12 protein-coding genes are annotated in these 17,313 nt (G+C 60.9%); 5 read left to right on the plus strand and 7 right to left on the minus strand.

Features of this window, described 5'->3' with window-relative positions:
- The first annotated feature begins 203 nt into the window (after positions 1–203).
- The 3 genes from ABCS64_RS03405 (at position 204) to ABCS64_RS03415 (ending at position 5,787) form a co-directional block, all read left to right on the plus strand.
- Positions 204–3,710 (plus strand): DUF748 domain-containing protein, encoded by a 3,507-nt coding sequence (locus ABCS64_RS03405; RefSeq protein ID WP_418890519.1) that lies wholly within the window; start codon positions 204–206, stop codon positions 3,708–3,710.
- Between the two features lie 169 nt (positions 3,711–3,879).
- Positions 3,880–5,244, plus strand: a complete 1,365-nt coding sequence (locus tag ABCS64_RS03410) for a DNA recombination protein RmuC (protein ID WP_418890520.1) — start codon at positions 3,880–3,882, stop codon at positions 5,242–5,244.
- 66 nt (positions 5,245–5,310) lie between these two features.
- Positions 5,311–5,787: a DUF3293 domain-containing protein gene (locus ABCS64_RS03415; RefSeq protein ID WP_418890521.1), complete on the plus strand. Its 477-nt coding sequence runs from the start codon at positions 5,311–5,313 to the stop codon at positions 5,785–5,787.
- Between the two features lie 833 nt (positions 5,788–6,620).
- Here ABCS64_RS03415 and ABCS64_RS03420 read toward each other — a convergent pair.
- Complete coding sequence (locus tag ABCS64_RS03420) at positions 6,621–7,418, minus strand: outer membrane protein assembly factor BamD (protein ID WP_418890522.1); 798 nt, start codon at positions 7,416–7,418, stop codon at positions 6,621–6,623.
- Here ABCS64_RS03420 and rluD point away from each other — a divergent pair.
- Positions 7,390–8,562 (plus strand): 23S rRNA pseudouridine(1911/1915/1917) synthase RluD, encoded by a 1,173-nt coding sequence (gene rluD, locus ABCS64_RS03425; protein WP_418890523.1) that lies wholly within the window; start codon positions 7,390–7,392, stop codon positions 8,560–8,562. The two genes, ABCS64_RS03420 and rluD, sit on opposite strands and share 29 nt — an antisense overlap.
- Positions 8,543–9,472 carry a peptidoglycan editing factor PgeF gene (gene pgeF, locus ABCS64_RS03430; protein WP_418890524.1) on the plus strand — a complete coding sequence of 310 codons (930 nt, stop codon included), beginning with the start codon at positions 8,543–8,545 and terminating at the stop codon, positions 9,470–9,472. The genes rluD and pgeF overlap by 20 nt, the downstream gene beginning before the upstream one ends.
- A 715-nt stretch (positions 9,473–10,187) precedes the next feature.
- On the opposite strand, the gene ABCS64_RS03435 is transcribed toward pgeF, so the two are convergent.
- The 6 genes from ABCS64_RS03435 to queA all read right to left on the minus strand — a co-directional run bounded on the left by ABCS64_RS03435 (position 10,188) and on the right by queA (position 17,205).
- The gene (locus ABCS64_RS03435) at positions 10,188–11,279 is read right to left on the minus strand and encodes an SEL1-like repeat protein (protein WP_418890525.1); all 1,092 of its coding nucleotides are present in this window, start codon (positions 11,277–11,279) and stop codon (positions 10,188–10,190) included.
- A 463-nt stretch (positions 11,280–11,742) separates the two neighbouring features.
- Complete coding sequence (gene secF / locus ABCS64_RS03440) at positions 11,743–12,687, minus strand: protein translocase subunit SecF (RefSeq protein WP_418890526.1); 945 nt, start codon at positions 12,685–12,687, stop codon at positions 11,743–11,745.
- A gap of 12 nt (positions 12,688–12,699) precedes the next feature.
- Positions 12,700–14,586 carry a protein translocase subunit SecD gene (gene secD / locus ABCS64_RS03445; protein ID WP_418890527.1) on the minus strand — a complete coding sequence of 629 codons (1,887 nt, stop codon included), beginning with the start codon at positions 14,584–14,586 and terminating at the stop codon, positions 12,700–12,702.
- 69 nt (positions 14,587–14,655) lie between these two features.
- Complete coding sequence (yajC, locus tag ABCS64_RS03450; protein ID WP_479686646.1) at positions 14,656–15,009, minus strand: preprotein translocase subunit YajC; 354 nt, start codon at positions 15,007–15,009, stop codon at positions 14,656–14,658.
- Positions 15,010–15,040: 31 nt separating this feature from the next.
- The gene (gene tgt, locus ABCS64_RS03455; protein WP_418890528.1) at positions 15,041–16,162 is read right to left on the minus strand and encodes a tRNA guanosine(34) transglycosylase Tgt; all 1,122 of its coding nucleotides are present in this window, start codon (positions 16,160–16,162) and stop codon (positions 15,041–15,043) included.
- An 11-nt stretch (positions 16,163–16,173) separates the two neighbouring features.
- A complete protein-coding gene (gene queA, locus ABCS64_RS03460; protein WP_418890529.1) occupies positions 16,174–17,205 on the minus strand; it encodes a tRNA preQ1(34) S-adenosylmethionine ribosyltransferase-isomerase QueA in 1,032 nt (343 codons plus the stop codon).
- Positions 17,206–17,313 lie beyond the last annotated feature (108 nt).

Consider the following 17,313-nt stretch of genomic DNA (forward strand, 5'->3'; position numbering starts at 1 on the left):
TCCTCTTTCCGGTATTTTGACAAGGATCAATGCGCGCAGTCTGACGTTGCCTGACCGGCTGCATTTTCCGCATACGGCTCATCCTCTGTTAGCGGGTCGATATTTCCGCGCCTGCCGGGTAGGACGGCATCGATTGTGATAAATTCCTCAACGGAGGATTGTTGAACGATCGCCCGATAAGTACTGAAAACAGAGAGAATGTCATGGATGAGCAACCCCGCAGGCAAACCCTAATGTCTTCGCTGGTCAACGCGTACCGTACCCGCCGGCTGCTGCGCTATTCCGTCTGGCTCGTCATTCTGGTTGCCGTTTTTGCATTGCTGGGTTTCTTTGTGCTGCCGCCGGTCGCCAAATCCGTGGCGATTAGCCAGGCAAGCAAGGCACTGCATCGTCCGGTGGCGATCGAGGATATCCGCGTCAATCCGTTTGCCATGACGCTCGATGTCGACGGGCTGTCGATCAAAGAGCGCGAAGGCGAGGAGGTTTTTGTCGGTTTCGATCATTTCCATGCCGATCTCGACGCCGCCTCATTGTTCAAGGGCGGCATCGTGTTCAGCGAGATTCAACTGGTCAATCCCCAGGCGCGCATCGTGCGGCTGAAAGGCGGCCGCTTCAATTTCTCCGATCTGGTCGATGAGTTCGCCAATAAACCAAAGACGGAAGAAGAACAGGATTCCAAATTCAATTTTTCACTGAACAATATCCAGATCAGCGGCGGTAAATTGGTATTCGACGATCGCGTCGTTGGCGAGAAACATGAAGCGGTCGATATCACGCTGGCGCTGCCCTTTGTCTCGAACATGGAATATGCCGTGCAGACTTTCGTCGAACCGGCATTTTCCGCCGTCGTCAATGGCGCAGCCCTACAGGCCAAGGGCAAGAGCAAACCGTTTACCGAGTCGATGGATAGCGAGCTGGTGCTCGATCTGTCGGGCGTCAAGGTGCCGGGTTACCTGGTGTATTCGCCGGTCAAGCCGCCGGTGCGGCTGGCTTCGGGGACGCTGGATACGGCGTTGAGCATCGTGTTCCACAATGGTCAGAAAGCCTCGCTCCAGGTTTCCGGAACGGCGTCACTGAAGAATTTTGATATTCGGGAAAATGACGGTGGCGCACTGGCCAAGTTCAAGAAACTCGATATTGCGCTGGGCAAATCGGACGTACTGGCGCAGAACTTCGTCGTTGACCGCATCGCGCTCGATGCGCCCGAAGTCAACGTTCGTATCGATCCGCAGGGCAGGCTCAATCTGACAACCTTGCAGGCCGCCTCGTCAACGCCGTCGCAAAAGGCGGTGCAGGCGACAGAGAAACCCACGAAAAAACTGCCGGCGAAGAAGCCGCGGCGCCAGGCCAAGCAACGTGCCATGAAGGGCAAGGCTGCCGCCGCCCGCCAGACCCCAACGGCAGCGCCACAAACGGCGGAAATACCGGCGCAGGCGGATGCGGCATCTGCTCAGACTCGCACGGAAGCGCCGTCTGACGCGGATTCCGGCACCGGACAGCCAGCGGGCGTCGCAGCCACCGCGCCGCGTGAGGCCGGTGCGGAAGCGGCAGCCGGAGGTACGGCGAATGCCGATCCGGCGACGGCATCGACGACAGACAGCACGAGTCAAACGGCATCCAGCGAAGCGTCGCGCAAAGCCTCCACACCGGCACAGACGCTCGTCTGGTCGCTCGGTGAGCTGGATATGACCAACGGTCTCGTGCACGTGCTCGACGAATCGCGCGGAACGCCGATCAAGACGCAGATTGGGGATTTCGACCTGAACCTGAAACATCTGGATAGCAAGGGGGCCGAGCCTTCCGAGCTGAAAACATTTTTCCGGCTCAACGGTGCGGGCGAGATCGTCGTGCATGGCAAGGTCGAACCGTTCAATTCGGCGGCCGACCTCAACCTGATCATCAAATCGCTCGATCTGCTGCCCTTACAGCCGTATTTCGACAGCCAGCTCAATATCGCGCTGACGCGCGGACAGCTGACCGCTGATGGCACTCTGCAAGTGCGGCAAACGGCAAACAAGCAGGCAGCGGCCGGTAAAGCCGGTGGCAGTGCGCTGGAAGGCAAGTTTGCCGGGCAGGCGACGCTGGGTAATCTGCGTGCCGTGGATAAGATAAGTTCTCAGGATTTCCTGCGCTGGAAGTCGCTCTACTTCGGCAAGGTCGACGTGAATTTCAAACCCTTGTCCATCACTGTCGGCGAAATCGCCCTGTCCGACTTCTTCGCGCGCGTGATTGTCAGCCCGGAAGGACGCTTGAATCTGACGCAGATCGTCCGTCAGGACGGCGTTGCGGCTTCGCCTGTTCCGTCGCCGGAAGTGGCTGCTGCGCAGGCGGATGCGGCGGCGAATGCCAACAAGGTCGAAAATAAAGGGGAAGGCGAGGCCAGCGCGCCCGTCCCGGCCAAGTCAGCCAATGCCGCGCCGCTGCCGCCCATCCGTATCGACAAAATCACCTTGCAGGGCGGCAACGTGCGCTTTACCGATAATTTTGTCAAACCGAACTACACGGCCAATCTGAAAAAAGTCGGCGGTAATGTGACCCAGCTGTCGTCCACACCGGGAACGATCGCCAGTCTTGAATTGCGCGGCAGCTACAACAACATTGCGCCGCTGACGATCAGCGCCAAGATCAATCCGCTGCTGGCCAAGCCGTATCTCGACCTGCAGGCCGAGGTCAAGGGCGTCGAGCTGACTTCGCTGTCCACCTATGCCGCCAAATACGCGGGTTACGCCATCGAGAAAGGCAAGCTGTCGCTGACGGTCAATTACAAGATCGAAAACGACGAGCTTCAGGCGCAGAACCGCGTTTTCATCGACCAGCTAACCTTTGGTGACACGCGCTCCGACAGTCCCGACGCGACCAGCCTGCCGGTCAAGCTTGCCGTGTCACTGCTGAAAAACCGCAAGGGCGAAATTGATCTCGACCTGCCGATTTCCGGTACGCTTAGCGACCCGGAATTCAGTGTGGGCGGTCTCGTCGTCAAGGTCATTGTCAATCTGCTAACCAAGGCAGTGACGTCCCCCTTCGCGCTGCTGGGATCGCTGTTTGACGGCGGCGAAGAGATGTCGATGGTGGCATTTGATCCGGGGCGCGCGAATATCAGCGAAACGATGCAAAAGCGTCTGGAAAATCTTGCCAAGGCGCTGGCCGACCGTCCTGCCCTCAAGCTGGAAATTACCGCCGTCGTCGATCCGGAAAACGACCGCGAAGGAGTCAAGTGCGCCAGTATCGAGCGCAAAGTTGAGGCGCTGAAGCAGCAGGACAGCGAAAAGGATACCGAAGGAGAGACTGCATCGGTCGAAGTCAGCGCTGAAGAATATCCGGCGCTGCTGGAGCGCGTTTATCGCGCCGAGAAATTCCCTAAACCGCGCAATATGATTGGCTTGACCAAATCTCTGCCAGTGGCGGAAATGGAAAAACTGATGCTGGCCCACACCACGGTCGATGACGAGGACTTGCAAAATCTGGGCAAACGTCGCGCCAGACGGGTGCGGGACTGGCTGATTGAGCACGGCGTAGATTCCGAACGGATTTTCCTGCTGCCGGTGAAGGTGGAAGAGGGCGGCCGACCGGAGACTGGCGCGGAGACGAAGGCGGATGAGGAAAAGAGCCAGACAGACGAAGCCGACAAGCGTGAGGAAAAAGCGGACGATGAAGGTAAACAGAAGGACAAACCGGCGGGGAATGGCCGTGTCGAGTTCTCACTGAAATGAACGCGGACGCAAGGCGGCAGAGGGGTGGATAGGGCGGATGGGCGGGATGCGACCGAGCCGTGGTCATGATGCCCTTCCGGAACTTCCGGGAATGCGTAGAGATACGCGGCAATGCCTAGAAAAAGGCGCAAAGGCATGGATATGCGCGCGGTAAGCGTGGAGAAACAGGGTGAGTGATCCGGCGGAATGGGCCGTGTATGGTTTGCTGACGGGCATGGCGATTTTGCTGCTGTTGCAGATCGTCCTCCTCTGGCGTAATCGCGGTGAGGTGACGGAGCGCCTCAGCCGTGAGATCCGCGCCCAGCAGGATGGGCTGGCGCATCTGGAAGCGGAACTGCGCCAGGAATTGGCGCTGAACCGGCAGGAAGCGGCGCAGCAGGCGCGTGGCGACCGCGAGGAGCAAACGCAGGCGCTGGGGCGTCTGGCGCAGTCGCTCTCAGCGCAGGTCGGCCAGCTGGGTCAGTTGCAGGGGGGGCAGCTCGAAGCCTTTGCGCAGCAGTTATCGCGTTTGACGCAAAGCAATGACCAGCGCTTCGAGCAGCTGCGCCAGTCGGTCGAAACGCGCCTGGCGGCGATTCAGGCCGATAACGCCAGCAAGCTGGAAGCCATGCGCAAGACGGTCGATGAAAAACTGCACGCAACGCTCGAACAGCGTTTGGGCGAATCTTTTCGCCTGGTCAGCGACCGGCTGGAGCAGGTGCATAAAGGGCTGGGCGAGATGCAGACGCTGGCGGCCGGTGTGGGCGATCTGAAGAAAGTGCTGACCAACGTCAAGACGCGCGGCGCCTGGGGAGAAGTGCAGCTGGAAGCGCTGCTTGAGCAAGTGCTGGCGGCCGGGCAGTTCGAAAAAAACGTGATGACGCGCCCCGGCAGTGGCGAACGCGTCGAGTTCGCCATCCGCCTGCCGGGCCGCGCGCCTGCGGCAGGCGGCGAGGCGGCGCCGGTTTGGCTGCCTATCGATGCCAAGTTTCCGGTTGAGGATTATCAGCGCCTGGTCGACGCGCAGGAGCGTGCCGATGTTGCCGCCGTCGAACAGGCGGCCAAGGCGCTGGAAACCCGCCTGCGCGAGGAGGCGCGAAAAATCCGCGACAAATATGTCGAACCGCCGCACACCACCGATTTCGCCTTGCTCTACCTCCCCACCGAAGGGCTGTACGCCGAAGCGCTGCGTCGCCCCGGGCTGGCCGAAACCTTGCAGCGCGAATTCCGCATCAGCCTGGCCGGGCCGACGACGCTGACGGCATTGCTCAACAGTTTGCAAATGGGGTTTCGCACGCTGGCGATCGAAAAACGTTCGTCCGAGGTTTGGGCCGTCCTGGGCGCTGTCAAGACCGAATTCGGCAAATTCGGCGAAGTGCTCGAAGCGACCCAGCGCAAGCTGGAACAGGCTACCCGTAGCATCGAATCGGCGGGCGTGCGCACGCGCCAAATTGAGCGCAAGCTGCGCGGCGTCGAAGCGCTTTCCGCACCGGAAGCGCAGCGCCGCCTCGGCGATCTGCCGGGGCTGGACGCCGAGGCAACGACAGGTGAATGAACGGCTGCCGCCCGCAAGCGCCACCCATCTTCACCCACCCATCGCTTCTATCGCTCCGCAGCCATCATGAAAGCGCTTAAGTCCAGTGCGCCGCTGGGCACCGTAGATGCCGCCAAGGACGCCGCCAAAGACACTGCTTTCCGGACAACAACTTACCGCGTCAGCACCGATGCCGGCGTGTTTGACCTGCGCATTGATCAGCGCCACACGGCATTTGCCGCTTTTCTGAAAAACCGTGGCGTCAGCCGCTGGGCGATCGTCACGGCCTGTAATCCGGCAGCGCAGCGCCATACGCCGGCCGACAATGCGCGCCGGCAGCAGTGTTTACTGGCGCACGTGCATGCGGCGGGCTGGCGGTTGGGGCAGAATTGCTTCCACGCGCGCAATTGTGCCGACGGCGGCGATTGGCCGGATGAACCCGGCCTGCTGCTGTTGGGGATCGACGCCGCGCGGGCACGTGCGCTCGCGCATGCGTTTGGGCAACTGGCCTGCGTCTACGGCGAAGCAGACGGCGTGCCGCTCCTGCTTTGGACGGCGGAGTAAGCGAGGGCTGCACCCCTTCTGGAACCCGCGTGGATAGGGCGTTTTCGGGCAAGCACCTCTGAAACGCCCTATTTATAAGGGTTTCAGAGCATTCCCTCCGGAGATGCCCTAAATACGCGGGCTAGCGGGCAGGTGCCCGAAAGAACCTAAAAACAAGGATTGAAAGGGTTGTTTGACTGTAAGTGCTGGCTCCGCCCGCAAGGCTTTTCTTGATGCCGTTGCGCTGAGCGGCAGCGCGCCCCGCTGACTTTCCTACCTTCTTTCTTTATCTCGCCAAAGAAAGTCAGCAAAGAAAGGCGACCCCGAGGCGCAGATTTTCCTTGTCGCGGATTGCTTGGCGGCGGGCTTAATTAACTCGCTTACGCTCAAACAATCAAGCCCTTGCTTCCGCCAAGCCGCCCCGCGCTTTTCTGAAATAGCGGCTTCCTTTGCCAAAATACGGCGTTGCTGTGTTGGCCTTGCCTTGCCGTACTAGGCGTACTGTCTGCGGCTTACCGCCTTGTCTTTGGCAAAGTCGAGCCATAGCGGCTTCCTTTGCCAAAATACTACGTTGGCTCGCCTTGCCGTACTAGGCGTACTGCCAGCGGCTCGCCGCCTTGTCTTTTGGCAAAGTCGAGCCGCTATAGATTGTCTGGTTTTTAAAAAGGGCTGCCCGCAACTCCGTGTGGATAGGGCGTTTTCGGGCAGGCACTTCCAAAACCCGCATGGATAAAGGCGCTCCGGGTAGGCGCCTCTGGAACCCTTATAAATAAAGGGCTGGCGGGTAGGGTACCCGGAGATGCCCTAAATACGCGGGGATCAGGGCATCTTTTGGGGAATGCCCTGTATGCCGCTCACCAGAGCTTCCACCACGGGTCTTTGTATTGCAGCCCTTGCGTGTAGAAGCGGCTGTTGGGGTAATTCTGGCGCATGACGCGCTCGGCGTCGTCGCGCAGATCTTTCATGCCCAGTTGTTCGTAGGCCAGAATCGTGATGTACAGCGCTTCCTCGATCATGGGGGTGTTCGGGTAATTCTGGATGGCGTACTGGGCGCGGTTGGCGGCGGCGAGGTAGGCGCCGCGCTTCATGTAGTAACGGGCGACGTGCACTTCCAGCTTGGCCAGCGCATTGACCAGGTACTTCATGCGCAAAGTGGCGTCGGGGGTGTATTTGCTGTTCGGGAAACGGGTGACGAGTTCCTTGAAAGCATCGAAGGATTCGCGCGCGCCTTTGGGATCGCGCTCGGTCATGTCTTGCTGGCTGATGCTGCTGAGCAGGCCGAGGTCTTCGTTGAAATTGATCAGCCCCTTGAGGTAATAAACGTAGTCGAGCCGTTCATGGTTCGGATGCAGTTTGATGAAGCGGTCGCAGGCGGCGATGGCCTGGGGGATTTCCTGAGATTTCCAGTAAGCATAGGCCATTTCGAGTTGCGCCTGCTGGGCGTAGCGGCCATAGGGGTAGCGCGATTCGAGTTTTTCAAAGTATTTGATGGCGTTGGTGTAATCGCCGCTATTGAGCGACTCCTTGGCTTCGGTATAAAGCCTGTTGGCCGACCAGTCGATGGTCTCATCCTTGACCTCCGGCAACAGACCGCAGCCGGTTTGAAGCGCAACAAGGCAAAGCATGGCGATAACCGCTACACTACGACGCATGATGAAAACCCCAAAAAATGAGTTGCCGCCGGGTGCGCCCGACCATCCGGGAACGGCGGCGGAAAGTGTCGCCGATTATAGCGCAAACGGCCCGCTTGCCTTGCAGATACCGGCCGATTGCGCTGGCCTGCGGCTGGATCAGGCGTTGGCGCAGCTTTGTCCGCAACATTCGCGCAGCCGTTTGCAGGGTTGGGTTCGCGCTGGGCGCGTGCAGGTGGATGGCGTGCCGGCGCGTGAGTCGAAGGCAAAGGTATGGGGCGGCGAACAAATCGAGGTCGATGAAATCCTCGATGTCGCCGGCCGGGCGTCGATGCCGGAAAACATCGCGCTGAAGGTCGTGTTTGAAGACGAATGCCTGCTGGTGATCGACAAACCGGCCGGACTGGTCGTGCATCCGGGCAACGGCAACTGGAGCGGCACGCTGCTCAACGCGCTGCTCTTCCATGCGCCGGAACTTGAGCGGGTGCCGCGCGCGGGCATCGTCCACCGGCTGGATAAAGAAACCAGCGGGTTGTTGGTGGTGGCGCGCACGCCGGCGGCGCAGACGGATCTGGTGCGTCAATTGCAGGCGCGCACGGTCAGGCGCCATTACTACGCACTGGCGCGCGGCATGCTGGCGGGCGACGGCACGGTGGATGCGCCGATTGGCCGGCATCCGCGCCTGCGTACGCGCATGGCGGTGACGCCGGGCGGCAAGCCGGCGCGCACGCATTACCGGATTATCGAGCGCTTCGTCGATTGCACGCTGCTCGAATGCGCGCTGGAAACCGGGCGCACGCACCAGATTCGCGTGCATCTGGAATCGATCGGGCATGCCCTGGTCGGCGACCCGGTCTATGGGACGCGGGCCAGCCGCGTGCCGTCCGGCCCGGCTTTCGGGCGACAGGCGCTGCATGCGCGCCGTTTGGGGCTGATCCACCCTCTGAGCGGCAAAACGATGACGTGGACCTCGGCGCTGCCCGAAGACATGGCCTTGCTCGTGGCGCAGGCGCGGCAGCAGGCGGCCGAAGCCGCCGTGCGCACGGAGGAAGAGATGGCGGTAGCGTTCGCGGATGGGCCGGAAATTTTCTACGTGCGCGGCGATTCCCCTGAAATGGATGGCGGCGACGATACCGGTGAAGACGATGATGCCGACCTCGACTGAACTGGCCGAAATCGGCATCGTTCCCGACTGGCCGGCGCCGGCGCGCGTGCGCTGTGTGTCGACCACGCGCCTGTGCGGAGCGGGGCGGGGCATGAGTCGCGGCGCCTATGCCTGCTTCAACCTCGGCGATCATGTCGGCGACGACCCGGCTGCGGTGGCCGCCAACCGCGCCTGGCTGGCGGAAAAAATTGGCGGTGAGCCCTGCTGGCTGCAACAGGTGCACGGCCAGCGCGTCGTCGATGCGGCGGCGCAATCGCGCACAAGCGGCGGACAAAATGCAGACGCACCGGCAGCGGACGCCGCCTTTGCCCGGCAGCGCGGCGTCGTCTGCGCCGTGATGACGGCCGATTGCCTGCCCGTCCTGCTGTGCGATGCGGCGGGCAGTGTGGTTGCCGCCGTCCATGCCGGCTGGCGCGGGCTGCTCGGCGGCGTGCTGGAAGCGGCTGTCGCGGCGATGAACGCGCCGGGCGATGCGCTGCTCGCCTGGCTGGGGCCGGCGATCGGGCCGCAGGCCTTTGAAGTGGGCGCGGAAGTACGGGCCGCCTTTGTCGCGGCGGATGCCGCTGCGGATGCGGCTTTCCGGCCCATTGCCGTTGCCGGAGAAGGCGAGCGGGACGCCGAAAGAGCGGTCAGAAATTTAGCCAGCGCCGCAATGTCCGCTTCCCCCGGCGAGGCGAATGCGGCGTCCGGCACGCAGCATTCAGGCGAAGCGTTCGATCGCCCGCATGCCCCCCTTGCCTGCAAATATCTGGCCGATATTTACGGCCTGGCCCGCCAGCGTCTGATGCGCCTGGGCGTGCGGCGCATTTATGGCGGCGGGCTGTGTACCGTCAGCGACGCCGAGCGGTTTTTCTCCTACCGGCGCGACGGTGTCACCGGGCGTATGGCGACGCTGATCTGGCTAGCATGATCCGCCCCTGCCCGGCGCGTTGCGCAGACGGCTGGGCCGGAACACAGCGTGCAATGAGAAAATAGCCGGCAGGGCTGGTGATAGGGTAGCGACAGCCGCATGGCTGAAACGCCCACTGGACGCGGCTTAGCGGGCAGGCACTCCGGAAACGCCCAAAAGACGCGGGGTTCCGGCAGGTGGTCTTTGGGTGTTTAGCTGTCGATCAAACGGGGTGCGGAGGTGGTGTCTCCGCTTAGCGGGCAGGCAGCGGCCTTGTGGTGAGTTGCGACCCAGTGCTTCAGGAATATGCGCTGGCGCAGCAGGCACAGGCAGCGGGCGTATGGATGAAATGCCCACTGGACGTGGGCTAGCGGGCAGTCGTTGCGGCCAGTCACTGTAGGCGTTCAGCCCGCAGCTGTCAGCTACTGCACTCTCTCAACCCCCTTGGCACATTGGCTTCAGCGTCTGCCGTGCTTGGCGTACTGCTCTATCATCACCCCTCCAGCCCGTGTAAAACGGGTATCTCCAGCTAGGCAGGCCGGAAACCCGCGTGGAATAAGGGTTCCCGGAGCACCTGCCCGCAAACGCCCGATTGACGCGGGTTTCAGCGTTGACCCGCTTGAAACGCCCATAAGACGTGGGCTTGCGGCGCTGCCATGTCTGAAATGCCCAAAAGACGTGGGCTTGCGGCCGGTCGTTGTGGCCAATTACTGCGGGCGTTCAACCCGCCGCGCACTCAACGCACTTGACGTATTTGCTCCAGGATCTGCCGCGCTTTGCGCACCACTTCAGCATTTTCTGCATTTTCTCTCTGCGCAGCGACCTGCTCATACCATTCACGCGCCTTGAACAAATCCTTGGCGACGCCTTGACCATGGTAATACATCAGGCCAAGGTTATATTGTGCTTTGGCATCCCCCTGCGCTGCCGCTTTCTCGAGCCATTCCCGCGCCTTGGCGGAGTCCTGCGCAACGCCTTGACCATCGCGATACATCACGCCAAGGTTGTATTGTGCGCTCGCATTCCCCTGAGCGGCTGTTTTTTCCCACCATTCCCGCGCTTTGACGTAATCCTTGGCGACGCCTTGGCCATGGTAATACATCACACCAAGGTTGTACTGCGCCTCTGCATGCCCCTGAGCGGCCGCCTGCTCGAACCATTCGCGTGCCTTGACATAATTCTGCACAACACCTTGACCATCGCGATACATCACGCCAAGGTTGTATTGCGCTGCTGCTAGCCCTTGGGCAGCCGCTTTCTCCAACCATTCCCGCGCTTTAGCGTAATCTTTGGCGACACCTTGACCATGGTAATACATCAAGCCAAGGTTGTATTGTGCCTGGGCAAACCCCTGAGCAGCCGCTTTCTCGAACCATTTTCGTGCCTCGGCGTAATCCTGCGCAATGCCTTGACCATCGTGATGCATAAAGCCAAGGTTGTATTGCGCCGCTGCCAGCCCTTGGGCAGCGGCTTTCTCGAACCATTTTCGCGCCTTGGCGTAATCCTGCGCGACGCCTCGGCCATCGTGATACATAAAGCCAAGGTTGTATTGCGCTGCTGCCAGCCCTTGGGCAGCTGCTTTCTCGAACCATTTTCGTGCCTTGGCGTAATTCTGCGCGATGCCTTGACCATTGCTATACATCACACCAAGGTTGTATTGCGCCCGGGCATCGCCACGTTCCGCCCAGGGGCGCAACAATTGCTCGACATGTGCGCTATTCCCTTGCAAAGCCGCCTGCTTTACCTCTTGCCATGTTTCCTCGGGCATTTGCGCCAGCGCCAGTGTGGCAGACAGGAGCAGACAGACGCCCAGTAAAAACTTTTTCATCGTTTGGTCTCCCTTAATTGATTCACGGTGTTGTGCGAATGAAGGTACGGCGCATTATATCCAGCGGCTATTTGCCGCGCGTACTCAACGCTTCTCGCGCATTTTCTCCAGTGCCTGCCGCGCTCGGCGCTCCGCCTTTCGCCTCATCGTCACCGCTCTAGCCCGCGTAAAACGGGCTTCTCCGGCCAGGCAGGCCGGGAACCCGCGTGGAATAAGGGTTTCCGGAGCGCCTGCCCGCAAATGCCCGATTAACGCGGGTTCCAGCGCTACCCTGCCTGAAACGCCCAAAAGACGTGGGCTTCAGCACCGCCCTGCCTGAAATGCCCAAAAGACGCGGGCTTCCGGCAAGCAATTTTTGAGCGTTTAGCTGTCGATCAACCGGGGTGCGGCGGCGGTGGCTCCGGCTCAGCAGGCACTGGCGGTGGCTCCGCCGTTTTTGAGGAATGGCGCTTGCCGGCGCCGCTCAGACGACGGCGCCTTCCGAGTTGGCGCCTTCAATGCCCTTTTTGGGCTTGATGAAGTGCTCGCGCTTGACGCCGAGCCACATGGCCAGCGGGCTGGCGACCAGTACCGAGGAGTAAATGCCGAAGCAGATGCCGATGGTCAGCGCCAGCGAGAAATTGTGCAGGGTTTCGCCGCCGAAAATGAACATCGACAGGACCATCGCCTGCGTGCTGCCGTGGGTGATGACGGTGCGCGAGATGGTGCTGGTGATGGCGTGGTTGATGGCTTGCGGCGTCGTCAGGCCGCGCACCTTGGTGAAGGTTTCGCGCACGCGGTCAAAGACGATAACTGATTCATTGACCGAGTAGCCGAGCACGGCGAGCACGGCCGCCAGGACGGAGAGCGAAAATTCCCACTGGAAGAAGGCGAAACAGCCCAGGATGATGATGATGTCGTGTAGGTTGGCGACGATCGCCGCCACGGAGAAGCGCCACTCGAAACGAAAGGCCAAGTAGCTGACGATGCCGATGACGACGACAAGGAGCGCCATGGCGCCGCTTTCGGCCAGTTCGCGGCCGACCTGCGGGCCGACGAATTCGACGCGCTGCAAGGTCGCGCCGGGGGCTTCTGCATTCAGCGTCTTCATGACTTCTTCGCCCATCTTGGCGGAGTTCTGTTCTTCCTTGAGCGGCAGGCGGATCATGACGTCGCGGCTGGAGCCGAAATTCTGCACGGCAACGTCGTTGTAGCCGGCGCGGGTCATGCCAGTGCGGATTTTTTCCAGATCGGCCGCCTGTTCGTAGCTGACCTCGATCAGCGTGCCGCCGGTGAATTCGACGGAAAGGTGCAGTCCGCGGTGAAAGAGAAAGAATGCGGCCAGGATGAAGGTGATCAGTGAGATGACGTTGAACACCGGCGCATAGTGCATGAACGGAATATCTTTTTTGATGCGGAAAAATTCCATGAACGTCGATCCTTATTTTGCTGTTTTTGCCGTTGTCCGGGTGTCGTGATCAGGTTTCCAGACCTGCCCGATAGACAGCGATTCGATTTTGCGGCGGCGGCCGTAGATGAGGTTGACCAGTGCGCGCGAGACGGTGATCGATGAGAACAGCGAGGTGAGGATGCCGAGGCAGTGAACGACGGCAAAGCCGCGTACCGGCCCGGATCCGAAAATGAGCAGCGCGAGACCGGCGATCAGCGTGGTGATGTTCGAGTCGAGAATCGTGTTGAAAGCGCGGTCGTAGCCCTGGAAGATGGCGGCGTGCGGTGTCAGCCCCTGCCGCAGCTCGTCGCGGATGCGCTCGTTGATCAGCACGTTGGAGTCGATCGCCATGCCCAGCGTCAGGGCAATGGCGGCGATGCCGGGCAGCGTCAGCGTCGCTTGCAGGAAGGAGAGCAGGGCGACCAGGAAGAGCAGGTTGGCGCTCAGGGCAATGACCGAGACGAGGCCGAACAGCATGTAGTACGCGATCATGAAAACGGCGATGACGACAAAGCCCCAGAGCGTGGAATGGAAACCTTTGCGGATGTTTTCGACGCCGAGACTGGGGCCGATGGTGCGTTCTTCGACGATTTCCATCGGTGCGGCCAGCGAGCCGGCGCGCAGCAGCAGGGCGACGTCGCTTGCTTCGCTGGAGCTCATGCGGCCGGAAATCTGGACGCGGCCGCCGCCGATTTCAGTGCGGATAACCGGCGCGGTGACGACTTCGCCCTTGCCTTTTTCGATGAGCAGGATCGCCATCCGTTTGCCGACGTTTTCGCGCGTGATGTCGCGGAAAATGCGCGCGCCAGCCGAATCCAGCGTTAGATGCACGGCCGGTTCCTGTGTCTGGTTGTCGAAGCCGGCTTGGGCGTCGGTCAGACGGTCGCCGGTCAGGACAACCTGTTTCTTGACCAGCAGCGGATGGCCGCCACGCTCGACGTACAGCTCGGTGCCGAACGGCACCTGTCCGGTGAGCGCCGCTTCGAGCGCGCCCGGCGTGTCATCGACCATGCGAATTTCCAGCGTCGCCGTGCGGCCAAGAATGTCTTTGGCTTTGGCGGTGTCCTGCACGCCGGGCAGCTGAACGACGATGCGGTCGGCGCCTTGCTGGGTGATGACCGGCTCGGCCACGCCCAGTTCGTTGATCCGGTTATGCAGCGTGCCCATGTTCTGGCGGATGGCCGATTCCTGGATTTCTTTCAGCGCCGTCGGTTTGAGCGTAGCGTCCAGGCGCAGGTTGTCGCCGTCACCCTGTTCGGTCAGCGCCAGGCTGGGTTGGTCGTTTTCCAGCAAGGTACGCGCCTTGTTGCGGGTCTCGGCGTCACGGAAACGGATGCTGATGCGTTCTCCTTCGCGGTTGATGCCGCTGTGGCGGATGTTTTTGTCACGCATCTGGCTGCGCAGGTCGGCGGCCAGCGAGTCGAGCCGTTTGGAGAGTGCGCCTTTCATGTCGACCTGGAGCAGAAAGTGCACGCCGCCGCGCAGGTCAAGCCCCAGGTACATGGGCAGCGCGTGCAGGCGGGTCAGCCATTGCGGCGAGCTGGAGAGCAGGTTGAGCGCAACGACGTATTCCGGATCGGCGGCGTTCGGGTTGAATTCTTTTTCGAGGATATCCTTGGCTTTGAGCTGGGTGTCGGTATCCTTGAAGCGCACCTTGACGCCGACCGTGTCGAGGAAGGTGCCGTCGTGCGCAATCGAGGCGGCCTGAAGCGCAGCCTCGGCGCGTTCGAGCGTCTTGCCATCGGTCTTGATCGTGGCCTTGGCGCTGGAGACTTGTACGGCGGGCGATTCGCCAAAAAAATTCGGCAGGGTGTAGATGAAGCCCAGCAGCAGGGCAATGGCGATAAGAATGTATTTCCAGAGCGGATAGCGGTTCATGGGGCGAAAAAGGGCAATAAATCAGGCGGCTGGGCGATGCGGCGCGGTGGAATTGAAGGTGGCGGGTGTTTAGGTATTTTTCGGCGTGCCCGCTGTTCCCGGTTTTTCCAGGGTTCCTTTGGGCAGAACGATGGCGACGGCCTCTTTTTTGAAGAGCACGTCAACGTTCTCGGCGATCGTGACGGTGATGAGGTCATCACTGACTTTGGCGATGCGGCCGGCCATACCGCTTTGCATGATGACTTCATCGCCCTTCGCCAGCCCTTCGACCATTGTTTTGTGTTCCTTGGCCTTCTTGTTCTGCGGGCGAATGAAGAAGAAATACATGCCGGCGCACATCAGAATTATGAGGAAAATCTGTTCAAAACCGCCGCCTGGCTGTGCGGCAGCCTGGGCTTGGGCATAAGCGGAGCTGATCAGCACGGTAATCTCCTGAAAAAGGTCAAAAAAATAATCAGCGGATTATATCACCCTGCTGCGCGCGCCCGGCGCGGAAACGCCGGGTGAAAGCCTCCAGGCCGCCCTCTGCGATCGCCGTGCGCAATTCGCTCATGAGCGTCTGGTAGTAGCGCAGGTTGTGGAGGGTATTGAGTTGGGCGCCGAGGATCTCGCCGACGCGGAACAGGTGATGCAGGTAGGCGCGGGAGAAGTGCCGGCAGGTGTAGCAGTCGCAGGTCTCGTCGAGGGGGCGCAGGTCGTTTTTGTACTGCGCATTTTTGATGCGGATGTCGCCATGGCGGGTGAACAGGTGGCCGTTGCGGGCGTTGCGCGTCGGCATGACGCAGTCGAACATGTCGATGCCGGTTTGTACGCCATGCACCAGGTCTTCCGGCGTGCCGACGCCCATCAGGTAACGTGGTTTTTCCTGCGGCAGACGCGGTGCGGTATGCGCCAGGATGCGCGCCATTTCTTCTTTGGGTTCGCCGACGGAGAGGCCGCCGATGGCAAAGCCATCAAACCCGATGTCGGCTAGGCCGGCCAGCGATTCGTCGCGCAGCGTTTCGTGCATACCGCCCTGGACGATGCCGAAGAGGGCATTGGGATTGCCCAGGCGATCGTGCATCTCGCGCGAGCGCTGCGCCCAGCGCAGCGACAGGCGCATCGACTGCGCGGCGGTATCAAAATCCGCCGGATAAGGCGTGCATTCGTCAAAAATCATGACGATGTCTGAATTGAGCGTATGCTGGATGCGCATTGATTCTTCCGGCGTCAGAAAACGCTGACTGCCGTCGATCGGTGAAGCGAAGCGGACGCCTTCTTCACTGATTTTGCGCAACGCGCCGAGTGAAAAAACCTGAAAGCCGCCGGAGTCGGTCAAAATGGGTTTGTCCCAGCCCATGAAGCGGTGCAGGCCGCCGTGCAGGGCAATCGTTTCGAGTCCGGGGCGCAACCACAGGTGGAAGGTGTTGCCGAGACAGATTTGTGCGCCGATGCCGGCCAGATCGCGCGGCGTGACCGCCTTGACCGTGCCGTATGTGCCGACAGGCATAAACACGGGGGTTTCGATAACGCCGTGGGCCAGTGTCAGGCGGCCGCGGCGGGCGGCGCCGTCGTGAGCGAGGAGTTCAAACTGCATGGTTGCGTCCTTTACTGCCGCTCTAAAAGCATGGCGTCGCCATAGCTGAAGAAGCGGTAGCGTTTGGCAATGGCGTGTGCATAGGCGGTACGGATGACATCCTGCCCGGCGAAGGCTGAGACGAGCATCAACAGCGTCGATTTTGGCAGGTGAAAGTTGGTGATGAGCCGGTCGACGACGCGAAAACGATAACCGGGCGTGATGAAAATATCGGTTTCGGCTGCGCCAGCGCGCAGGGTTCCACTTTGTGCGGCGGCTTCCAGCGCACGCAGACTGGTTGTGCCGACGGCGACGATGCGACCGCCATTTGCCTGGGTATGGGCGATGGCATCGACAGTGGCTTGCGGCAGTTCAAAGCGCTCCGAGTGCATACGGTGTTCGGCAATGTTATGTACGCGTACAGGCTGGAAGGTGCCGGCGCCCACATACAGGGTGAGGTAGGCAAGTGCGACGTTTTTGCGTTCGAATGCGGCAAGTAGCGCTGTGTCGAAATGCAGGCCAGCGGTGGGCGCTGCCACCGCGCCGGCGTGGCGGGCGTAAACCGTCTGGTAGCGGGTTTCGTCCTCGGCTGCGGCCGTGTGGGTAATATAGGGCGGTAACGGTAAGTGGCCGTGGCGTTCGGTCAATGCGTACAAGTCGCCCTGTTCCGTCAGGCGGAGTTCGAAGAATTCGCCGTGTCGGCCGGCACGTCCGAGCACTGTCATGGTAAAGGCGTTTTCCAGCTCGATCACACTGCCTGGCCGGGGGGCTTTGCTGGCGCGGATCTGGGCGATAGCATGGTGAGGATCGATGATCCGTTCAATCATGACTTCAATGTGTCCGCCGCTGGCCTTGCGGCCGTACAGTCGCGCCTTGATGACGCGGGCGTCGTTGAATACCAGCAGGTCACCGGGCAGAATGCATTGCAGCAGATCACCGAAGCGCAGGTCGTGCAGCGCATTGGCCTCGACATGGAGCAGACGGCTGTCCGTGCGTTGACTGGAGGGGTGTTGGGCGATCAATTCGGCCGGCAGGTCGAAGTCGAAATCGTCAAGGGTCAGCATACGAAATTTCCCCCGCCAGTTTCGATGTGGGGTAGCGCGGTACGGGGGAGGGGCGGGAGATTGCCGTAGGACGGCATTTCGGCAGCGCTGTAATTTTAGGTATCTAGA

It is taken from the genome of Dentiradicibacter hellwigii, from assembly GCF_041770905.1.
In the GTDB taxonomy this organism is placed as follows: Bacteria; Pseudomonadota; Gammaproteobacteria; order Burkholderiales; family Rhodocyclaceae; genus Propionivibrio; species Propionivibrio hellwigii.

What these genes read in the sequence shown, in the direction of transcription:
- ABCS64_RS03405 (WP_418890519.1), top strand. Translation starts at nt 204, where the DNA reads ATGGATGAGCAACCCCGCAGGCAAACCCTAATGTCTTCGCTGGTCAAC.
- ABCS64_RS03415 (WP_418890521.1), top strand. Translation starts at nt 5,311, where the DNA reads ATGAAAGCGCTTAAGTCCAGTGCGCCGCTGGGCACCGTAGATGCCGCC.
- rluD (WP_418890523.1), top strand. Translation starts at nt 7,390, where the DNA reads ATGGCGATAACCGCTACACTACGACGCATGATGAAAACCCCAAAAAAT.
- ABCS64_RS03420 (WP_418890522.1), bottom strand. Translation starts at nt 7,418, where the DNA reads ATGCGTCGTAGTGTAGCGGTTATCGCCATGCTTTGCCTTGTTGCGCTT.
- pgeF (WP_418890524.1), top strand. Translation starts at nt 8,543, where the DNA reads ATGATGCCGACCTCGACTGAACTGGCCGAAATCGGCATCGTTCCCGAC.
- ABCS64_RS03435 (WP_418890525.1), bottom strand. Translation starts at nt 11,279, where the DNA reads ATGAAAAAGTTTTTACTGGGCGTCTGTCTGCTCCTGTCTGCCACACTG.
- secF (WP_418890526.1), bottom strand. Translation starts at nt 12,687, where the DNA reads ATGGAATTTTTCCGCATCAAAAAAGATATTCCGTTCATGCACTATGCG.
- secD (WP_418890527.1), bottom strand. Translation starts at nt 14,586, where the DNA reads ATGAACCGCTATCCGCTCTGGAAATACATTCTTATCGCCATTGCCCTG.
- tgt (WP_418890528.1), bottom strand. Translation starts at nt 16,162, where the DNA reads ATGCAGTTTGAACTCCTCGCTCACGACGGCGCCGCCCGCCGCGGCCGC.
- queA (WP_418890529.1), bottom strand. Translation starts at nt 17,205, where the DNA reads ATGCTGACCCTTGACGATTTCGACTTCGACCTGCCGGCCGAATTGATC.